This window comes from Paenibacillus sp. FSL H3-0457 (assembly GCF_037981725.1).
Classification (GTDB): Bacteria; Bacillota; Bacilli; order Paenibacillales; family Paenibacillaceae; genus Paenibacillus; species Paenibacillus amylolyticus.
Genome location: NZ_CP150283.1, coordinates 1963772 through 1981335 on the forward strand (window position 1 = coordinate 1963772; position 17564 = coordinate 1981335).

Here is a 17564-nt window from a genome sequence, read left to right on the forward strand (position 1 = left end):
TCTGCAAACAGAACGTAAATGAATATTGTACGATGAAAAGGTGGAGATTGGCATGAAATTGTCGTTCCGGATTTTGGACTGGGAAGAAGAGAGACCCTACGAACTTTTGTTGATGGCTGATCCTTCAAAAGCAATTGTGGATGAATACCTGAGTCGGGGTGTTTGTTTTATTGCCGAGTACGAAGGAGAGATGGTTGGGGAGTTCGTATTGTTGAAGACTCGTCCAGAGACTGCGGAGATTGTTAATATTGCCGTACAGGAAGAACTGCAGGGACAAGGTGTAGGCAAACACATGATTAAGGAAGCGATGGAAGCTGCACGTAGATTGGGATGCCGAATTCTCGAGATTGGGACGGGCAACTCCAGCTTTCATCAATTGAAGTTATACCAACGTTGCGGTTTCCGCATTATCGGGGTTGATCGTGACTTCTTTGTGAGGCATTATGAGGAAGAGATTATAGAGGATGGTATCCGCTGTGTGGATATGATCCGTATGGCCATAGATCTGGATGCTGTTACAGAGGATGAAAACGAAAGGAAGAGTCCTTAAGTGAATCGGCATACACATATTGGGGTATATGGCTTGGTAGCTTGGGAGGGCCAATTCCTGTTGATTCATAAGGCTCGCGGAGCATATCAGGGGCAATGGGATTTACCAGGCGGAAGGCTGGAATTTGGCGAGCAGCCAGAGACTGCTCTTCATCGTGAGATTGAAGAGGAGACGGGCCTGACCCATCTACAAGTGATGATTCGTTCTGCGGAGTCTACGGTACTGGAATGGGTGTATCAAGGTGAGCCGGAAGAGTTGCACCATATCGGGATGTTGTATGATGTTGTTTTGACCGCAGCCAGTCAGCCGGATCATATCAAAAAAGAACCCGATGGTGAAGATTCGTTGGGCGCGGACTGGTTTACACTGGAGCAAGTTAGAGATCTTTCCCTAACGCCGTTTGCAGAGTATATGATTAGCCAAAGTACATCTTGATGTGCATCCTCAACTTTATTGTTAACTTAAATTTGATGAATCCAAAGAAGCTGCTCGGATAATTTATGTCTGGGCCAGCTTTTTGCTGTGGGTCTCCTGAAGAAAACCCCAATTATTTGTTGAATGTGACGTCAAATGGTTAATGTTTAACTTGACGGTTTGTTTTTGCACATAATGGACCACAATTCAATTAAGGAGGTAAAATGGGAGATCGTATGCCTATTTTGTTGTAATTAAGCGTTCGTTGTTCTACCCAAATTGATCGATTTATTCGATTCATCTAATTTATGCATCAATTGAACTAAAAATAGGAAATGCTCCTGAGCGTAAAAGTTTATAGAATAGATAGTAGAACATGGACTTCACTTGAAGAAGTGGAGAAAGTGTAACCTTCGAACGGATCAGGACAGTATTCGACATCTGTGCGACGGTATATACAATCATTGTTTTACTTTGATTTTGAAAACGCAGACAAACCTTGACGGGAGCGTCGGACTAACGTTACTACCACCAACAGCACGATTATTGGACTTCATGAAAAATTTCGCTTAAAATGTTGAACGAACGCAAATTACGGCTTAGTCAATGATTTCCGTCAAAAACTTATGACTAAATCAAGACGGAGGGAACGTCGATGACGATCGTGGAAGGCAACAAGAAGCCCTGGGAAAGTTACTATGGCCCCAATATGGGATACGTACAGGAACAATATGAATTATTCACTCAAGACCCTGGTTCGGTTACACCGGCTTATCGTGAACTATTTGAACAATGGGGTGCACCGCCGATGTCTGGCAGGGATGCACGCACAACCTTGAATTCCGGCAACGCCCAATCGGCTTCCGGAAGCGTAGACATTCAACTATTACAGAAAGCGGTTACAGCGGGTAAACTGGTATGGAACATCCGCACCTATGGTCATCTTGCTGCAGATATAGATCCGCTTGGAATCAGTGAAGATACAGACACATCTTTGCTAGAACCTCAGCATTTTGAATTAAACGAAGAAGATCTGAAAGCTTTGCCTGCTTCCCTGATCTGGGAAGGTGCAGATGGGCAGACAGCAACCGGATGGGATGCAATCCAACGTTTGCGTCAGATATACACTGGACCCATGGCCTACGAATTCAGTCATGTGCACGAAGTTCAAGAGCGTGAGTGGCTGAATCGTCGTGCGGAATCTCGGACATCACCGGCTCCACTTACGCCGAAAGAACGTAAGGCTTTGCTGGAACGTTTGGTTGAAGTCGAGCAATTTGAAGATTATCTTCACAAAACATTTGTTGGGCAGAAACGTTTCTCCATCGAAGGTAACGATGTGCTTGTGCCGATGCTGGATGAAGCTGTTCGCATCATGGCAGAAGCCGGATCAAGCCACATTCTGATGGGTATGGCCCACCGTGGACGGTTAAATGTACTGGCTCATGTTTTGGGCAAACCGTACAGCAAAATTTTCTCTGAATTTCATCATGCTCCGAACAAAGATTTGGTTCCATCGGAAGGTTCGACTGGGATCAACTACGGTTGGACGGGGGATGTCAAATATCATATGGGTGCCAACCGTTTTGTGAAAGACGGGGAAACTGTACAGGCACGCCTTACTCTGGCGAATAACCCGAGCCATCTGGAATACGTTAATCCGGTTGTACAAGGGTTTGCTCGTGCGGCTCAGGATGACCGTCGTGACCCTGGGTATCCGAAGCAGGACGTGACGAAGGCAGCTACCATTTTGATGCACGGTGATGCAGCATTCCCTGGAGAAGGGATCGTTGCAGAGACGCTTAACTTCAAAGCTCTGCCAGGATATCAGAATGGCGGAACCATCCATATTATCGTCAACAATCGTCTGGGTTTCACTACAGATAGCAGTGATTCCCGTTCAACGTACTACGCAAGTGACCTTGCTAAAGGGTACGAAATTCCGATTGTACACGTGAATGCGGACAATCCGGATGCTTGTATTGCAGCCATTCGTATGGCAGCCGAGTATCGCAATCGCTTCAAAAAGGATTTCCTGATCGACTTGATCGGTTATCGTCGCTACGGCCATAACGAAACCGATGATCCCGAAACAACTCAACCTATCGTTTATGACAAGGTGAAAAACCATCCAACGGTAAGCCACTTGTATCAGGATCAGTTGAAAGAGGAATCGATTATCGATGATGCATCCATTACGAGCATTCGCGATGGAGTAACGAACAAATTAAAAGAAGCTTATGACCAGATGAAGAAAAATGAAGTACATGAATATTATCAGCGGAAAATCAGTGAGCCGGAGGCTGTTACGATTACTCCGACTGCGGTACCGCTTGAGAATCTTCGCAGCATTAATGCCGATCTGCTGAAATGGCCTGAGAACTTCAATGTGTATCCGAAGTTACAGCGAATTTTGCAACGCCGGAGCACTTCCCTGAACGAAGGGGAAAAAGTGGATTGGAGCCTTGCGGAGACACTCGCATTTGCAACCATTCTGGCAGATGGCAAGCCAATTCGGATTAGTGGACAGGATGCCGAGCGTGCTACATTCGCTCATCGGAATCTGGTGTTGCATGATTCGGAGAATGGAGCAAAGTTCTGCCCATTACATCACTTGCCACAGGCAAGAGCATCCTTTGCAATCTATAACAGTCCGTTGTCTGAAGAATCCGTTGTTGGATTCGAATACGGATATAACGTATATTCACCCGATACACTGGTCATCTGGGAAGCTCAATTCGGTGACTTTGCCAACTGTGCACAGGTTATCTTTGATCAGTTTGTATCAGCGGGTCGTGCCAAGTGGTCTCAGAAATCCAGTCTGGTCATGTTGCTTCCACACGCGAATGAGGGTCAGGGACCTGAGCATACAAGTGCTCGTCTGGAACGCTTCCTGCAGCTTTGTGCAGAAGACAACATGACGGTTGCCAACTTGTCGAGTGCTTCGCAGTACTTCCACTTGTTGCGTCGTCAAGCTTCGTTGACTGAAACGGAAGATGCTCGTCCACTTGTGATGATGTCACCGAAAAGTCTCATTCGGAATCCGCGTGTTGCTTCACCGGCAGTCGAATTCAGTGAAGGCAAGTTTGAGCTTGTGCTGGAGCAAGCCGGACTGGGTACACAGCCGGATCGCGTAGAGCGCATTATTTTGTGCAGTGGCAAGATTGCCATTGACTTGGAAGATGCTTTTGAAAAAGATAAAGCAGATTGGTCATGGCTTCACATCATTCGAGTGGAACAGCTATATCCGTTCCCGGCAGAAGAGCTTAAACGCATACTCGCACGTTTCAGCAATGTAAAAGAACTGGTATGGGTACAGGAAGAAAACAAAAACATGGGTGCCTGGACATACATGGAGCCTCGTCTTCGTGAAGTTGCCCCGGAAGGCACAACCGTTAGATACGAAGGTCGCCCGGAACACGCAAGTCCTTCCAGCGGTTATCAGCTTGTGCATAGTATGGAACAGCAACAGATTATTACATCTGCGTTGAAACAAACGACGAAGAATAATATTCCACTGGGGAGGTAACAGCTGTGAGTGAAATTAAAGTACCTGCAATGGGTGAGTCAATAACTGAGGGAACTGTATCCAGATGGATGGTTAAAGAAGGGGATACCGTTAATCAGGGTGATGTGCTTCTTGAACTGGAAACGGATAAAGTAAATATTGAGATCAGCGCAGAAGAAAGTGGCGTGCTGGAGAAGATCATTCGTCAGGAAGGAGAGACGGTAGTGATCGGTGAAACGATCGGTACACTCTCAGCTGGTTCTGGAGGAGGAAGCGGTGCACCCGCTTCCGAACCAGCAGCTGAAGAGAAAAAGGCCGTTACTCCTGCACCTGAAGCTCCAACACCACCACCAGCACCTGTTGCGGCAGCACCGGAGTCATCCGATAGTGCCAAGACGGCTTCACCGTCTGCCCGTAAGCTTGCACGTGAACGTGGTATCGAACTGGATCAGGTTCAGAGCAAAGATCCGATTGGACGGGTATACCAGGATGATGTGAAGAGTCATAACAATCAGGCGCCTGCTCCTGCTGCTCCACCTGCGAGTAAAGCTCCAGCAGCACCAAGTGCTCCGGCAGCTGGAAATTCAACCTATACCAAACCAGTGGAGCGTCAGCGGATGTCTCGCCGTCGTGCAACCATTGCGAAACGTCTGGTAGAGGCTCAGCAGACAGCAGCCATGTTGACTACGTTTAATGAAGTTGATATGACTGCGATCATGGATGTACGTAAACGCCGTAAGGACAAGTTCAAAGAGAAACATGAAATTAACCTGGGCTTCATGTCCTTCTTCACCAAAGCGGTTGTGGGGGCTCTGAAAAAATTCCCTACAATTAACGCAGAGATTGATGGCGAAGATGTTGTACTCAAAAAGTATTATGATATCGGCATCGCCGTATCTGCGAAGGAAGGACTGGTTGTACCGGTTGTGCGTGATGCAGATCGTCTGGGCTTTGCCGAGATCGAGAAGAGCATTGCGGACCTGGCATCCAAAGCTCGTTCCAACACTTTGGCGTTATCTGATCTGCAAGGTGGAACGTTCACCATCACCAATGGTGGAACATTTGGTTCCTTGTTGTCTACGCCAATTCTGAATACACCTCAAGTGGGTATTCTGGGGATGCATAAGATCCAGCTTCGTCCAGTGGCGATTGATGCAGAACGGATGGAGAACCGTCCAATGATGTACATCGCGTTGTCCTACGATCATCGGATTATCGACGGTAGTGAAGCTGTTCGTTTCCTCGTGACCGTGAAAGAACTGCTTGAAGACCCGGAATCCCTGTTAATTGAAGGTTAATCCATAACGTTTGATTATAGCTATCATTCATATCGCTTAACAAGAAAACCCCTGAACTGGTGCGCAGCGTGAGCTGTACATCCGATTCTGGGGTTTCTTTTTGCTCTTGATATGTCTCCGACTCTATTATATAGAGTCAGCCGTCTCAGTACGGTTCAACGGACTAGAGTGTGTATTCGGGCCAGGGGTATTCCGCTCTAACCAGTTCACAACATGCTGAGCCACTTCTGTTCGGTTGATCTCATGCAGCATTTCATGCCGTCCATCCGGATACAGGCGATACTCAATGTTCTCCAGCTGAAGTTTCTTATACTGCGAGACCAGATTAAGAACGCCTTTGCCATGAAGTCCGACAGGGTCCTTCTCACCTGAGAACAGGTATACGGGTTTGTGTTTGGGTATGCGCTCCATATTGTGTGGAAGATGGACTTCAAGCAGCAATTTGAAGAAGTCGCGGAAAAAGCCTGCTGTACACACTGCTCCGCACAGGGGGTCATCAATGAATCGCTGAACCTCTTGTGAGTCCCGGGACAACCAATCAAACGGTGTCGTTGCAGGGCGGAAAGAGCGATTAAATCCACCAAATACAATCGCGTTGAGTAGCATGCTGGGGTGGGTAGCACCCTGAATGCCGCACTGCAAGAAGGCCAACTTCTCTCCAAACCGGAGCAGACCACGTCTGCCGTTTGTCCCGGATAAAATAAAGGCATGGTACTGCTCATGACCAGCGTACATGAGATGTTGTACCAAGAATGAGCCCATGCTATGTCCCATTAGAAACAGGGGCACCCCAGGATTCTCTTTGGCGGCTACTTCGCCCAGATTGATCATATCACTCGCCATCCAGCGGAAGGCATCGATACCAGCATTACCAAGCAACTTGGCATTCTCCACAGTTTTGCCATGACCCCGATGGTCATTAGCATAAACCGCATAGCCATTTTGGGTAAGGATGTCGGCAAATTCGGCGTATCGGGCTGCTGTCTCGCCCATGCCGTGTGCAATTTGCACTACACCTTTAACGTTGCATTCCGGATCGGGAAGCCAGCGGTACACATAAATACGGGTACCTTCACTAGCGACCAAGGCAAAGGTAGATTCCTGCATCTCGTGTAATTCCTCCTTCACAGGTTACATATAAGCTTGATTTAGGGTAGATAAGAGCGAAGAACAGTGGTATTCCCGTTCAATGTATAAGAACCCAGATTGGCTGGCAAGAGATAACATTGTCCAGCTTTCAATTCAATGCTGTCTGATTCAACATGTGCCCACTCCAAAGTTCCTTCTCCTTCACAGACAACGAGAATCGTGAAGCTGTCAGGATTGGTGGAGAGTTCCCAACGTTTGTTCACAATACCTTTTTCAACTACAAAATAAGGGCATTCCGCAAGCTTGAGCCATTCACCAGGAGTAGCGTTATTTGTTTTCATCGTTGAGGCACCTGCGCCCTCATAGGCGGTGACATTTAATGAGTCTTCAACATGCAACTCGCGTGGTTTGCCATCCAGTCCTGGACGATTGTAATCGTATATCCGGTACGTCGTATCCGAGTTTTGCTGAATCTCAGCGACAACGACACCTGCACAGAGCGCATGCACTGTTCCGGCAGGGATAAAGAACGTATCACCAGCTTCTACAGGTACCTGACGAAGGGTATCCATCACCGTGCCGTTTTCCAATGCTTCTTTTAATGTTGCCCGATTAACGCCTTCGTTCAAGCCATAGATGATGTGTGCGCCCGGTTTTGCGTCGAGTACATACCACATTTCTGTTTTGCCAAGCTCGCCAGGAGGAAGTGCCTCATACTCGTCAGTTGGATGAACCTGAACGGACAGGTCATCGTTGCAGTCAAGCAACTTAATCAGAAGGGGGAAACGGCCGCCTTTTTCAGAGACACCTTTGGTTCCAAGCCATTCGGTGCCCAGTTGTTCACGAACTTCATCCAGACCTTTGCCAGCCAGTGCTCCATTTAATACCTTGGTTGTACCGTTGGGATGATCCGCAATCATCCATCCTTCTCCGATATGTCCTTCAGGGGGCGTAAGGCCGAATTGCTCCAGCGCACGACCGCCCCACACACGTTCTTTGAACTCAGGTTGGAATTGTAATGGGTATGGCGTAGACATCAGTAATCTCTCCTCTAGTATATGAAATGGTGGATCGCTTTAATCAGTCATGGGCATGTAGTCGCCATGAGCAAACAAGTGAATACGTTTGCATATGTAGATGTAGAACACAGATCGCAGTAAGAAAAAGCCGTTAATAGCTCGCCTTGCGATTGTGTCTAGTTTATTGTATTTGGTGAACAAAGGAAATTATTTTTTCTCGATTCCGATCAGAAAAGGAGAAGTTTTTCGCTGTAACTGGCGATACATCACAACCTGTGCCTGTTCCACCGGAAGGGCAGAGGACCAGTCCAATACAGCTTCTGCTTCCTGTGCCCCTCCGTCATGACCGGGGTAGAGCACAACTGTAATAATTCCGCGAGGGCGTAATAAAGCGAGTGCAGCCTCGAGTGCAGCGATTGTGCTGTCAGTCTCGGTGATGATGGAGGAATCTGCACTTTCTGAAGGCAGGTACCCCAGATTGAACATAACTGCACCAACCGTACCAAGCCATGACTCAGGAACTGCTTCTGCCATTCGATCATGGCTTAGTTGAAGCATGGAGATGGAGCCAAGCTTGGCTTCATCGGTTTGTTTTCGAATCCGGGCCTGTGCCAGCGTGAGGGCTTCACTTTGAATATCGAATCCAATGACTTGACCACGCCGGCCTACTTGTTGTGCCAAAAATAGTGTGTCTGCTCCTGTACCCACCGTTGCATCTATGGCCAGATCACCTGGCTGCAGACGGGAAGCAATCCACTGATGCGCACAGCTGAGAACTGAAAGAAAGCCCATCTATGCTCGCCTCCAATACTTACCTTGCCATGAATCCCGCTCTCGCAGCTCACGATCAATGGAGTTCAACACTTCCCATTTGTTCATGGACCACATCGGTCCAATCAACAGATCACGTGGTGCGTCGCCTGTAAGACGGTGTACGATCATTTCCGGTGGAAGCATCTCCAGTGTATCTACGATCAGCTTGATATACTCGTCCTGATCCAGAAAACGTAAAAGACCAGCTTCGTATTGCTTCACCATTGGTGTTTTGCGCATCAGATGCAGCAGGTGAATCTTGATTCCCTGTACATCCATATTGGCAACTGCCCGTCCAGTGTCCAGCATCATCTCATGTGTCTCTTGAGGCAGACCATATATGATATGTGTGCACACACGTATATTCCGTTTACGCAGTTTCTCAACCGCCTCTTCGTAACACTTCGTGTCGTGCGCGCGATTAATCAATGTTGATGTGGAATCATGGATGGTTTGAAGCCCCATCTCAACCCACAGGTAGGTGCGCTCGTTCAGTTCAGCCAAATAATCAACAACGTCATCTGGCAAACAATCCGGGCGAGTGGCGATGGACAAACCAACAACACCGGGTTGCTCCAGAATTTCTTCAAAATATTCGCGCAGCTCCTCAACCGGAGCATACGTATTCGTATAGGCTTGGAAGTAGCCAATATAATGGGCTTTAGGCCACTTGAGGTGCTGTTTATCTCGAATTGTATTGAATTGGGTGACCAGATCTTCACGTCTGCTGCCAGCAAAATCGCCTGATCCACGCGCACTGCAGAAGGTGCATCCACCTTTGGCAATGGAGCCGTCGCGGTTGGGACAGGTGAATCCAGCATCCAGCATCACTTTGAAAACCTTATTGTTAAATTGATCGCGCATCTCATAATTCCAGGTATGGAATCGTTTATCTCCCCACAGGAGAGGGGACTGTAATGCAGGTGCATTCATCTTCAGGGTACTCCTTTGGCTGTCGAATTACCGTAATCATACGTGAACAAAAGAAGAAGCGCTATGCGATTTCCGTCATAGACGATGGATAGCGATTATAGGTGTCTTCATGAACTTTAGCATTTTGCATTATTCGATTTCAATCACTCACGGGTACAAGATATGGACAGGAAAAAGCATCCTGATCCATATCTTGCTGATTGGAAGACGCTTATGGGATTTATGCAAAATGCTCACTTTATCATTGTATCAAAAAACTAAAAAAAAAGGGAATCTAAACGCAAAAATAGGCCGTAAAATCAAGGTTTTCTCCTTGCTATAGTTTACACCTTATGTTATATTTAAATCAGCGTCAGACACCATCTAATGGGTATTATTCATCATAGCATTTGAATCAACGTTGACGTCATGGACCATACTATACCGTGAGGTGATATGAATGAATTCCCAAGTTAAAAACAATGAATTGAATCATGTGTCTGTTGAATTGACGGCAGAAGAAGCACTGGCTTTAACAGGTGTTCGTTTTAATGGAAATCCGAAAGTGAAAGCGGCTGCAAGACAAAAAGTTCGCGATGCTTTCGAAAAGACATTTGATTTTTCACACCAAGATAAGGTAGACTATGAACTACTAAAGTAGTTGGACCCCAATTCCAAATAAATCGAAGAGGGAATCTTTGAGATTTGCCCAAAGTGGCAGATCCGAAGATTCCCTTTTCATTGCTCTTTACAATTTGCCAGTTCTTCGGCAAAATAAGTCTGAGACAAGTATGGGACAAACGGAGGAATAACATGCGTTTACGTGGCAGAAAAGGGATAAGAGAAAATCTGGAGCAGCAAGTTGATCTTGTTGTACTGGACCCGAAGCAACATAAAGGAAAATGGTCTGAACTGTTTGGCAATGACCATCCGATCTTCGTGGAATTTGGTATGGGTAAAGGTCAATTTATCAGCCAAATGAGTTATAAATATCCGGAATTTAATTTCATCGGTATTGATATGTATGATGAACTGGTGCGTCGTGCCAGTGAGAAAGCTCGTAATGCGTGGAGTCAGGCTGATGTGGAGACACCTCCGAACCTGAAGCTTGCGCTGGCGAATATTGAACAGATCGAAGAAGTTTTTGAACCGGAAGAACTGGAACGCATTTATTTGAACTTCAGTGATCCTTGGCCAAAAGCAAAGCATGCACGTCGTCGTTTGACGCACCCGCGCTTCCTGAAGAAATACACGGAATTGCTTAATCCCAAAGGTCAGATTCATTTCAAAACCGATTCGGAGACGCTGTTTGATTTCTCACTCAACGCCATTGCCGACTTCGGCCTGCAAATGACCAATATTTCTTTGAATCTGCATCGTGATGGTTTGAATGAAGAACATGTGATGACGGAGTACGAGCAGAAATTCATGGGTAAAGGTATGAACATTCACCGGGTTGAAGTGATTGTGGGTGAAGAGGCCCTGCGTGAGTATCAGCAGACACGTCTGGACAAGTATAAAGTTCGTGAAGCTTCTGATGAGTCTGGTGAAGATCAGGAACAGGAATAAATCGAAATCTAACTTAAACTCATTAAAGAAGAGCGACACATGAGGTGAATGATTCATTCTCATAGGTCGCTCTTTTTTTTGCATTAACAATCCATGTGCAATGCTCCATAAACTCAAGTCTGGGATGATTTCAAAAGTTTTCTGAATGAAATTCTTTGCGGCGATAATCGTTTGGTGTAACCCCATTGAACTTTTTGAACATGCGATAGAAGTATGAACTGTTGGTGAATCCGGTCCTCTCGGCAATGTCGGCAACGGAGTTTTCTGTCTCCACCAGCAGATGCTGTGCCTTGGCTATGCGGGTTTCGTTAATCACGTCCGTGAGCCCTTTCAGGGTAAGCTGTTTGTAGAGCCTGCTTACATAGATGGGCGACATGCCCAACTCATCTGCGATAGAAGTTAGACATAGATTGGGGTCCGCATAGTCCCGCTCAATAATGCCATTGATTTTACGAATCAACTCTTCGTGCTTCAGCGTACGTTTCTCCTCCACTTTGGAACCAAGCTCATCAAACATCCGATAGAAGTGTTCATGTACTTCACTGATGTCTTCCGCGTCTTTGACAGGCAACATTAGACCATCCGAGACTGAATTAAGCGTGAGTTGATTATTCTTCTTGAGGGTATTTCGTACATGGTTCAGTGTCATCGTCAGATGGGATAAGGCTAGCTGGAAGACGGTAAATGGATATGCAGCTGTTTCGCCCACGATATCTGCATAGACTTGTTTTGCTTCTTGCGTCTTACCTGTCATTAGATGATCGACAAGTTGTCTTTCCTTACCTGCTGGGAATGCGTACTCCTTGGCGTGATAAGCCATGATGTCAGAGGTATAGATCAGACAGCCTGGTCCCATGAACAAACGATGCAGTGAGGCTTCGGCTGATCTGGTGTAGGATGCAATACTGTCTTCCAATGAATCTTCTTCCGTGCCGATCGTACAGGAGATGGAGCATTTCAAATGGGTCATTACAGCTGCCTGCATCATACGTAGCAGCTCTTCAATCCGGTTATGAGCAGTTTGCTCAAGTTCATGGCTTTCCGCTTTCTCATTGAAGATGAGTGTGATCAGATCACCGCCCATGTCCACAGCTTCCGCATTGTAGTGGAGATCGGCTGTCTCGGTGCATATGTTCATCATGGCGTATTTTACAAGCTGGGTCTCATCACGGTACGTTTCGCAGAATTCGGTAAAATGGTCAATACGCAGCAATACCAGCCTGGATGCACGCTGAACATCAATGGAGGAACCATAGAACTTCATCCGTTCTTCCAGCATACCTCCAGTTACTGTTTCGCGGCCTTGCAGGGCTCCTCGTAGAAAATCCTGCCGTAACAAATGAAGACTGCCACGTCGCTCTGCTTCCATCACACGTAAACGAACAAGCACCTTATCAATAGGGTGATATAGTTTTCGGGACACAAGGTAAGAGAGCAGCAAGCCTGCAATGAGAAGTCCGACACAAAACAGAACGGTATGTGTGCGCATACTCCGTATATCTGAAGTAATCAGATCATAAGGTGTTATTCTCACATAACGCCAACCCAGGTCATCGGGAGCGGTATAGGTGATGAGCGATTTTTCTCCGTCGACCTTCTCGGTAAAGTAAGCTGATTGCCCCGTATCCTGCATAATTGGCTTCATAAAAGCTTCGCTGGAGAGATTTTTCATCAATGCACGGTCGGCAAAGTCAGATAAAAGGTCTCCATTCTCATTCACGATAAAGGTTTTGCCTGGTTGATCCACAGCATTCATATTTGGGCTGAGCCAATCATCCTTGATATTAACGATGACAGCATAATTTAGCTTTGCGTTATCATTAATCGTGTCATAACAGAGATAGGTGTAGCTGTTAACCTCTGTTGCTTCGGTAGACCCGACCTGATATGTACGCGGGATGGGGACAAAAGGTTTATAGTCATGGAAGCGTTGGAGGATGCTTGTAATCCCCTGATCGTCGATTTCCGAGACGGACTGCTGCCCATTGCGCACGTTGGAACTGATAAAGAATTCATTGCTTTTGGAGTTATATACATAGATGGATTCGATAAAGGGAAGGGACATACGGTAGTTGTCTAGCTGCTCCATCGCCGATGTGATCTCATAGATATTCGGTTTGGAATAGAGCAGTAATGAAGAGATGGTGTAGTCCTGATAAATCTGATATGACAATGATTTTGCAGTCTCGGTCATTTTGGCCACTTCACGGCTGGTTTGAGTAAGACTGTTCATATCTGTACGATACACCTGACGAAGAGCAATCCGATTATAGTTGACGTACAAAATAGAAGAAGCCACAAGTAAGGTAGCGACGGTACTGATAATAATGCCGATCAGAATCCGTGTGAAGACCTTCTGACTGTCCTCTGAACGTTTACGCATTCTGTTTCCCCCTCAGACCTCCTATTTTGGGTGAACAACATAGAATTTCATATACATATGTGAGGCTTCATATATCGATGTACAGAAGAGCAAGAGTAACTTGAATTATATATTATGTATGCGTTTACATCAATGCTGGACAGGCCATTTTGCCTGTTTTCTCTACATAAAGTTCAACTTTCGCTGGATTGTTCACTAGGTGTAGCCTATGCACGATATCAACATTTGTGAACGGATGTGTGTGGATGTCTGTTCATTTCATGGTTCGTTCATTTTGTTCATAGTTCATTTCGCAGAATCGTTCATTTTCTGAAGGGAAGCTTCAGTATCCGTGAGTGAAGAGAGCATCTACAATAAAAAGAGAGCTCCACCACGCAGCACCGCAAGAAATTCGGGAGGGATCGAGCCATGCTCAAAGAATTGAACAAAAACAAAATCATGTTTCTGATGCTGTTGCCCACGCTGATCTTTTTTCTGATTAACTCCTATTTTCCGATGGTCGGCATCTATTATGCGTTCACCCGGTATGATTTTGAAGGCGGATTATTTGGCAGTCCATTTGTCGGCCTGGAGAACTTTAAGTTCCTGTGGCAATCCGGAATGCTGCTGAAGCTCACAACCAACACTGTGGGTTACAATCTCGCCTTCATTATATTAGGAAACGGTCTGGCGATCTTCTGCGCGATCATGCTTAGCGAGATCCGGGGCAGGTTATTCAAAAAAATCACGCAATCCGTCATGTTCTTGCCGTATTTCATCTCATTTGTACTATTAAGTGTAATCGCTTACAACATGTTTAACTACGAGTCGGGTTTTGTGAACACTGTGCTCAAACGTTTTGAGGCCGGCCCGGTCGACATTTATAACACACCCTGGATCTGGGTGTTTCTGATCATCATCTTTTATCTATGGAAAAATCTTGGATACAGCATGGTCATCTATCTGGCCGCCATAACGGGTATCAGTGACGAGTATTATGAGGCTGCCCGAATCGACGGAGCCAATATTTTTCAGCGGATCTGGTACATTACGGTACCGATGCTAAAGCCAACCTTTGTCATCCTGCTGTTGTTCTCGCTTGGCAGCATTATGAAGGGGCAGTTTGACCTGTTCTATCAACTGATCGGCAACAACGGGGTGTTGTACAACGCTACAGATATTATTGATACGTATGTGTATCGTTCACTGAAAGTAACGTTTGATATCGGGATGGCAACAGCTGCCGGTTTGTATCAGTCGTTATTCGGATTCATTTTGATCATGACCGTCAACTATATTATCCGCAAAGTAAATGAGGACTACGCCTTGTTCTAGAACGCCCGCAGGGCAGGAGGGAGAACGATCATGAACACGCCAATGAATACTCACACTCGTACGAATACTCGTCTCAGAGATTCGGAATTCACTTTCATGTTCCAACTGATTTCCTACAGCTTCATCATCATTTTATCAATCATGTGCTTGCTACCGTTTCTGCTGATTTTATCCGGTTCATTCAGCAGCAACGAGTCCATTGTGAGGGATGGTTATCACCTTTTTCCAACGGACTTTTCCCTGGAAGGTTACAAAATGGTGTTCAAATTCCCGACTCAGGTACTCAAGGCTTATGGGGTAACGGTCTTTACAACGGTGGTGGGGACTACGCTAGGGCTGTTCCTCATCACGATGGCTGGATTTGTGCTCCAGCGTAAGGATTTTAAATATCGGAACACGTTCTCGTTTTTTATCTACTTCACAACCCTGTTTGGTGGGGGACTTGTGCCTTGGTACATTATGCTGGCGAACTACTTCAATCTCACAGATACGTACACCGTACTTATTTTCCCGGGGTTGATGACGCCATTCCTCATTATCCTGATGAAAAACTTCATTCGCTCGGCAGTGCCGGATGAATTGATTGAGTCCGCCAAAATTGATGGAGCGAATGACTTCCGTATCTATTTCAGCATTGTGTTGAAACTGGCGATGCCTGGTATCGCCACCGTAGGTCTGTTCTTGGCACTCGGTTACTGGAATGACTGGTTTACCTCATCCCTCTTCATTAACAACCCGGATATGTACCAACTGCAATTTTATCTCTACAACACGATGAACACGATCACATTCATTGACCAGATGGCGATTGGCACAGGGATCACACTCAGTCAGGATGTGCCTACCGAATCAACCAAGATGGCAATGGCCATCGTTGTAACGGGACCGATTTTGTTCCTGTATCCGTTTGTACAACGTTATTTTGTCAAAGGACTCACCATTGGTGCAGTGAAAGGTTAGAACGTGAACACGCTGTGGGTGTCAGGCCATTGACATCATTTCCGGTCTGAAGCATGGCGAGTCTGCGCTAACATATAAAGGTTCACCACAAAAAGGGAGGATGCGTATGCGTAACAAAACAATTCGGCACCTGTCTCTGGTACTTGCCCTGATGTTGTTCGCCGGGGTGCTTGCCGCATGTAATAACGGTTCGGGGGGACCGACGCAAGGAAGCGAGCAGGGAGGAACATCCGGGAACAAAGGAGAGAAAGTCACACTTCAATTTTACATGCTTGGGGATGCTCCGAAAGATCTACCTGTTATTGAATCCGAGATCAATAAGCTGGCGGAGGCTGATCTGAACGTCAATGTGAAATTCAACTACACCTCATGGACCGACTGGGATCAAAAATATAAATTGCTGCTGTCTTCCGGACAGCCGATCGATCTGATCTTCACAGCAGATTGGACATTCTACCAGTCCTATGCCAAGAAGGGTGCGTTCCTGCCACTGGATGAAATGTTGCCTACAGCAGCGCCAGCGCTGAAAGCTCATGTACCTGATGACATGTGGAATGCTGTCAAAATCAATGACAAAATCTATACAGTTCCATCCACTTGGATTGAGTATGTAACCGAGGGAATTGCGTACCGTGAGGACTTGCGCGAGAAGTACAATCTTCCGAAACCGGAATCCTTGGAGACGCTCGAAGCGTATCTGGAGGGCATCAAAGCCAACGAACCCAATATGATTCCGATTGCGGATAGCAATGCCAACCATACCCATGGTATTCGTCAATTGACATCCAAGCTGGTTAATACAGCAGGTCAACTTCCATATGGACTGGATATTATGTATGATACACCAACAACTGTGACGTCCTACTGGGGATCGGCGCAACACCTGGAAGACCTGAAAACATACAAACGTTGGATGGACAAAGGATTTTTCCCGAAAAACGTACTGAATGTAAAGGATACTTCCAACTCATTGCTGCAAAATGGAAAAGCGGCTGTTGTTCTTTCCGGGGAGAACCCGAACAAATTTAATGCAGATGTCATCAAGGTGCAGTCTACTCATCCAGATTGGAAACTGGCTTATTTCCCGTACCCGAATGCGAAAGGGTTTGCACAACCGGTTCACCCGATCCACAATGGTTTTGCGATTCCGCGTAGCAGTAAAAACCCGGAAAAAGCATTGGCATTTTATGAGAAACTGGTGACAGACAAACGATATAACTGGTTGACTGAATACGGCGTTGAAGGCAAAAACTTCGAGGTAGATAATGGATACTACAAAATGGTAGGCGATGCACAAACAAACGGCTTCCCGCGTGAGGGCATGAATGGTTGGGCATGGCGTAACCCGGAATTCATGCTCTATGACAAAACCTTTGATGACGTGCTGACCATGTTTGAAGATCTCGACAAAATCAAAAAGCCGGATATTTATACCGGATTTGCTGAAGACTGGACACCGTACCAAGCCGAGAAGGCTGCATTGGAACAAGTGGAAAAACAATATCTGTATCCGCTTAATGTAGGTTTGGTGGCAGACGTAGAGGCTGGATTGAACACATTTATGGAGAAGGCTAAACAAGCAGGTTTGGAAAAAATTCAGGCAGAATACACCAAGCAGTGGCAGGAGTATTTGAAGTCAGCAGGCACTCAATAGTTTGTACTTTCCTTCATAAAGAAAAGGTGCCTTCAAATTCGAAGGCACCTTTTCAATGTGGTTGCAGGCTTGTTTGAAGCC

General features: G+C 46.2%; 14 protein-coding genes. 9 read left to right on the top strand and 5 right to left on the bottom strand.

Annotated features, from left to right (window positions below):
* Positions 1 to 52: 52 nt before the first annotated feature.
* The 4 genes from MHH25_RS08925 (at position 53) to odhB (ending at position 5770) form a co-directional block, all read left to right on the top strand.
* A complete protein-coding gene (locus MHH25_RS08925; protein WP_036610208.1) occupies positions 53 to 550 on the top strand; it encodes a GNAT family N-acetyltransferase in 498 nt (165 codons plus the stop codon).
* Complete coding sequence (locus MHH25_RS08930; protein ID WP_253506948.1) at positions 551 to 985, top strand: NUDIX domain-containing protein; 435 nt, start codon at positions 551 to 553, stop codon at positions 983 to 985.
* A 634-nt stretch (positions 986 to 1619) separates the two neighbouring features.
* Positions 1620 to 4493, top strand: a complete 2874-nt coding sequence (locus MHH25_RS08935; protein WP_340019838.1) for a 2-oxoglutarate dehydrogenase E1 component — start codon at positions 1620 to 1622, stop codon at positions 4491 to 4493.
* A 5-nt stretch (positions 4494 to 4498) separates the two neighbouring features.
* On the top strand, positions 4499 to 5770 hold the full coding sequence (gene odhB, locus MHH25_RS08940) for a 2-oxoglutarate dehydrogenase complex dihydrolipoyllysine-residue succinyltransferase (RefSeq protein WP_074094281.1): 1272 nt from the start codon (positions 4499 to 4501) through the stop codon (positions 5768 to 5770).
* 126 nt (positions 5771 to 5896) lie between these two features.
* On the opposite strand, the gene MHH25_RS08945 is transcribed toward odhB, so the two are convergent.
* The 4 genes from MHH25_RS08945 to MHH25_RS08960 form a co-directional block, all read right to left on the bottom strand.
* Entirely contained in the window at positions 5897 to 6877 is a 981-nt protein-coding gene (locus MHH25_RS08945; RefSeq protein WP_340019839.1) for an alpha/beta hydrolase, read from the bottom strand.
* A 41-nt stretch (positions 6878 to 6918) separates the two neighbouring features.
* Positions 6919 to 7896 carry a type I phosphomannose isomerase catalytic subunit gene (locus MHH25_RS08950; protein WP_340019840.1) on the bottom strand — a complete coding sequence of 326 codons (978 nt, stop codon included), beginning with the start codon at positions 7894 to 7896 and terminating at the stop codon, positions 6919 to 6921.
* A 189-nt stretch (positions 7897 to 8085) separates the two neighbouring features.
* The gene (locus MHH25_RS08955) at positions 8086 to 8670 is read right to left on the bottom strand and encodes a class I SAM-dependent methyltransferase (protein ID WP_036669733.1); all 585 of its coding nucleotides are present in this window, start codon (positions 8668 to 8670) and stop codon (positions 8086 to 8088) included.
* Positions 8671 to 9624 (bottom strand): TIGR01212 family radical SAM protein, encoded by a 954-nt coding sequence (locus MHH25_RS08960; RefSeq protein ID WP_036669734.1) that lies wholly within the window; start codon positions 9622 to 9624, stop codon positions 8671 to 8673. It lies immediately after the preceding gene.
* Between the two features lie 439 nt (positions 9625 to 10063).
* On the opposite strand from MHH25_RS08960, the gene MHH25_RS08965 reads away from it, so the two are divergent.
* Both MHH25_RS08965 and trmB read left to right on the top strand, forming a co-directional pair.
* Positions 10064 to 10264 carry a hypothetical protein gene (locus MHH25_RS08965; RefSeq protein WP_036610190.1) on the top strand — a complete coding sequence of 67 codons (201 nt, stop codon included), beginning with the start codon at positions 10064 to 10066 and terminating at the stop codon, positions 10262 to 10264.
* 152 nt (positions 10265 to 10416) lie between these two features.
* Complete coding sequence (gene trmB / locus MHH25_RS08970; protein ID WP_076252463.1) at positions 10417 to 11172, top strand: tRNA (guanosine(46)-N7)-methyltransferase TrmB; 756 nt, start codon at positions 10417 to 10419, stop codon at positions 11170 to 11172.
* A 130-nt stretch (positions 11173 to 11302) separates the two neighbouring features.
* Here the strand turns inward: trmB and MHH25_RS08975 are convergent, their stop codons facing one another.
* Complete coding sequence (locus MHH25_RS08975) at positions 11303 to 13555, bottom strand: AraC family transcriptional regulator (protein ID WP_340019841.1); 2253 nt, start codon at positions 13553 to 13555, stop codon at positions 11303 to 11305.
* A gap of 408 nt (positions 13556 to 13963) precedes the next feature.
* Here MHH25_RS08975 and MHH25_RS08980 point away from each other — a divergent pair, with 408 nt between their 5' ends.
* From MHH25_RS08980 to MHH25_RS08990, 3 genes are all read left to right on the top strand, one after another.
* Positions 13964 to 14869 (top strand): ABC transporter permease subunit, encoded by a 906-nt coding sequence (locus MHH25_RS08980; protein WP_017689672.1) that lies wholly within the window; start codon positions 13964 to 13966, stop codon positions 14867 to 14869.
* 30 nt (positions 14870 to 14899) lie between these two features.
* The gene (locus MHH25_RS08985; protein ID WP_081745926.1) at positions 14900 to 15829 is read left to right on the top strand and encodes a carbohydrate ABC transporter permease; all 930 of its coding nucleotides are present in this window, start codon (positions 14900 to 14902) and stop codon (positions 15827 to 15829) included.
* Between the two features lie 106 nt (positions 15830 to 15935).
* Positions 15936 to 17483, top strand: a complete 1548-nt coding sequence (locus MHH25_RS08990; RefSeq protein ID WP_340019842.1) for an extracellular solute-binding protein — start codon at positions 15936 to 15938, stop codon at positions 17481 to 17483.
* Positions 17484 to 17564 lie beyond the last annotated feature (81 nt).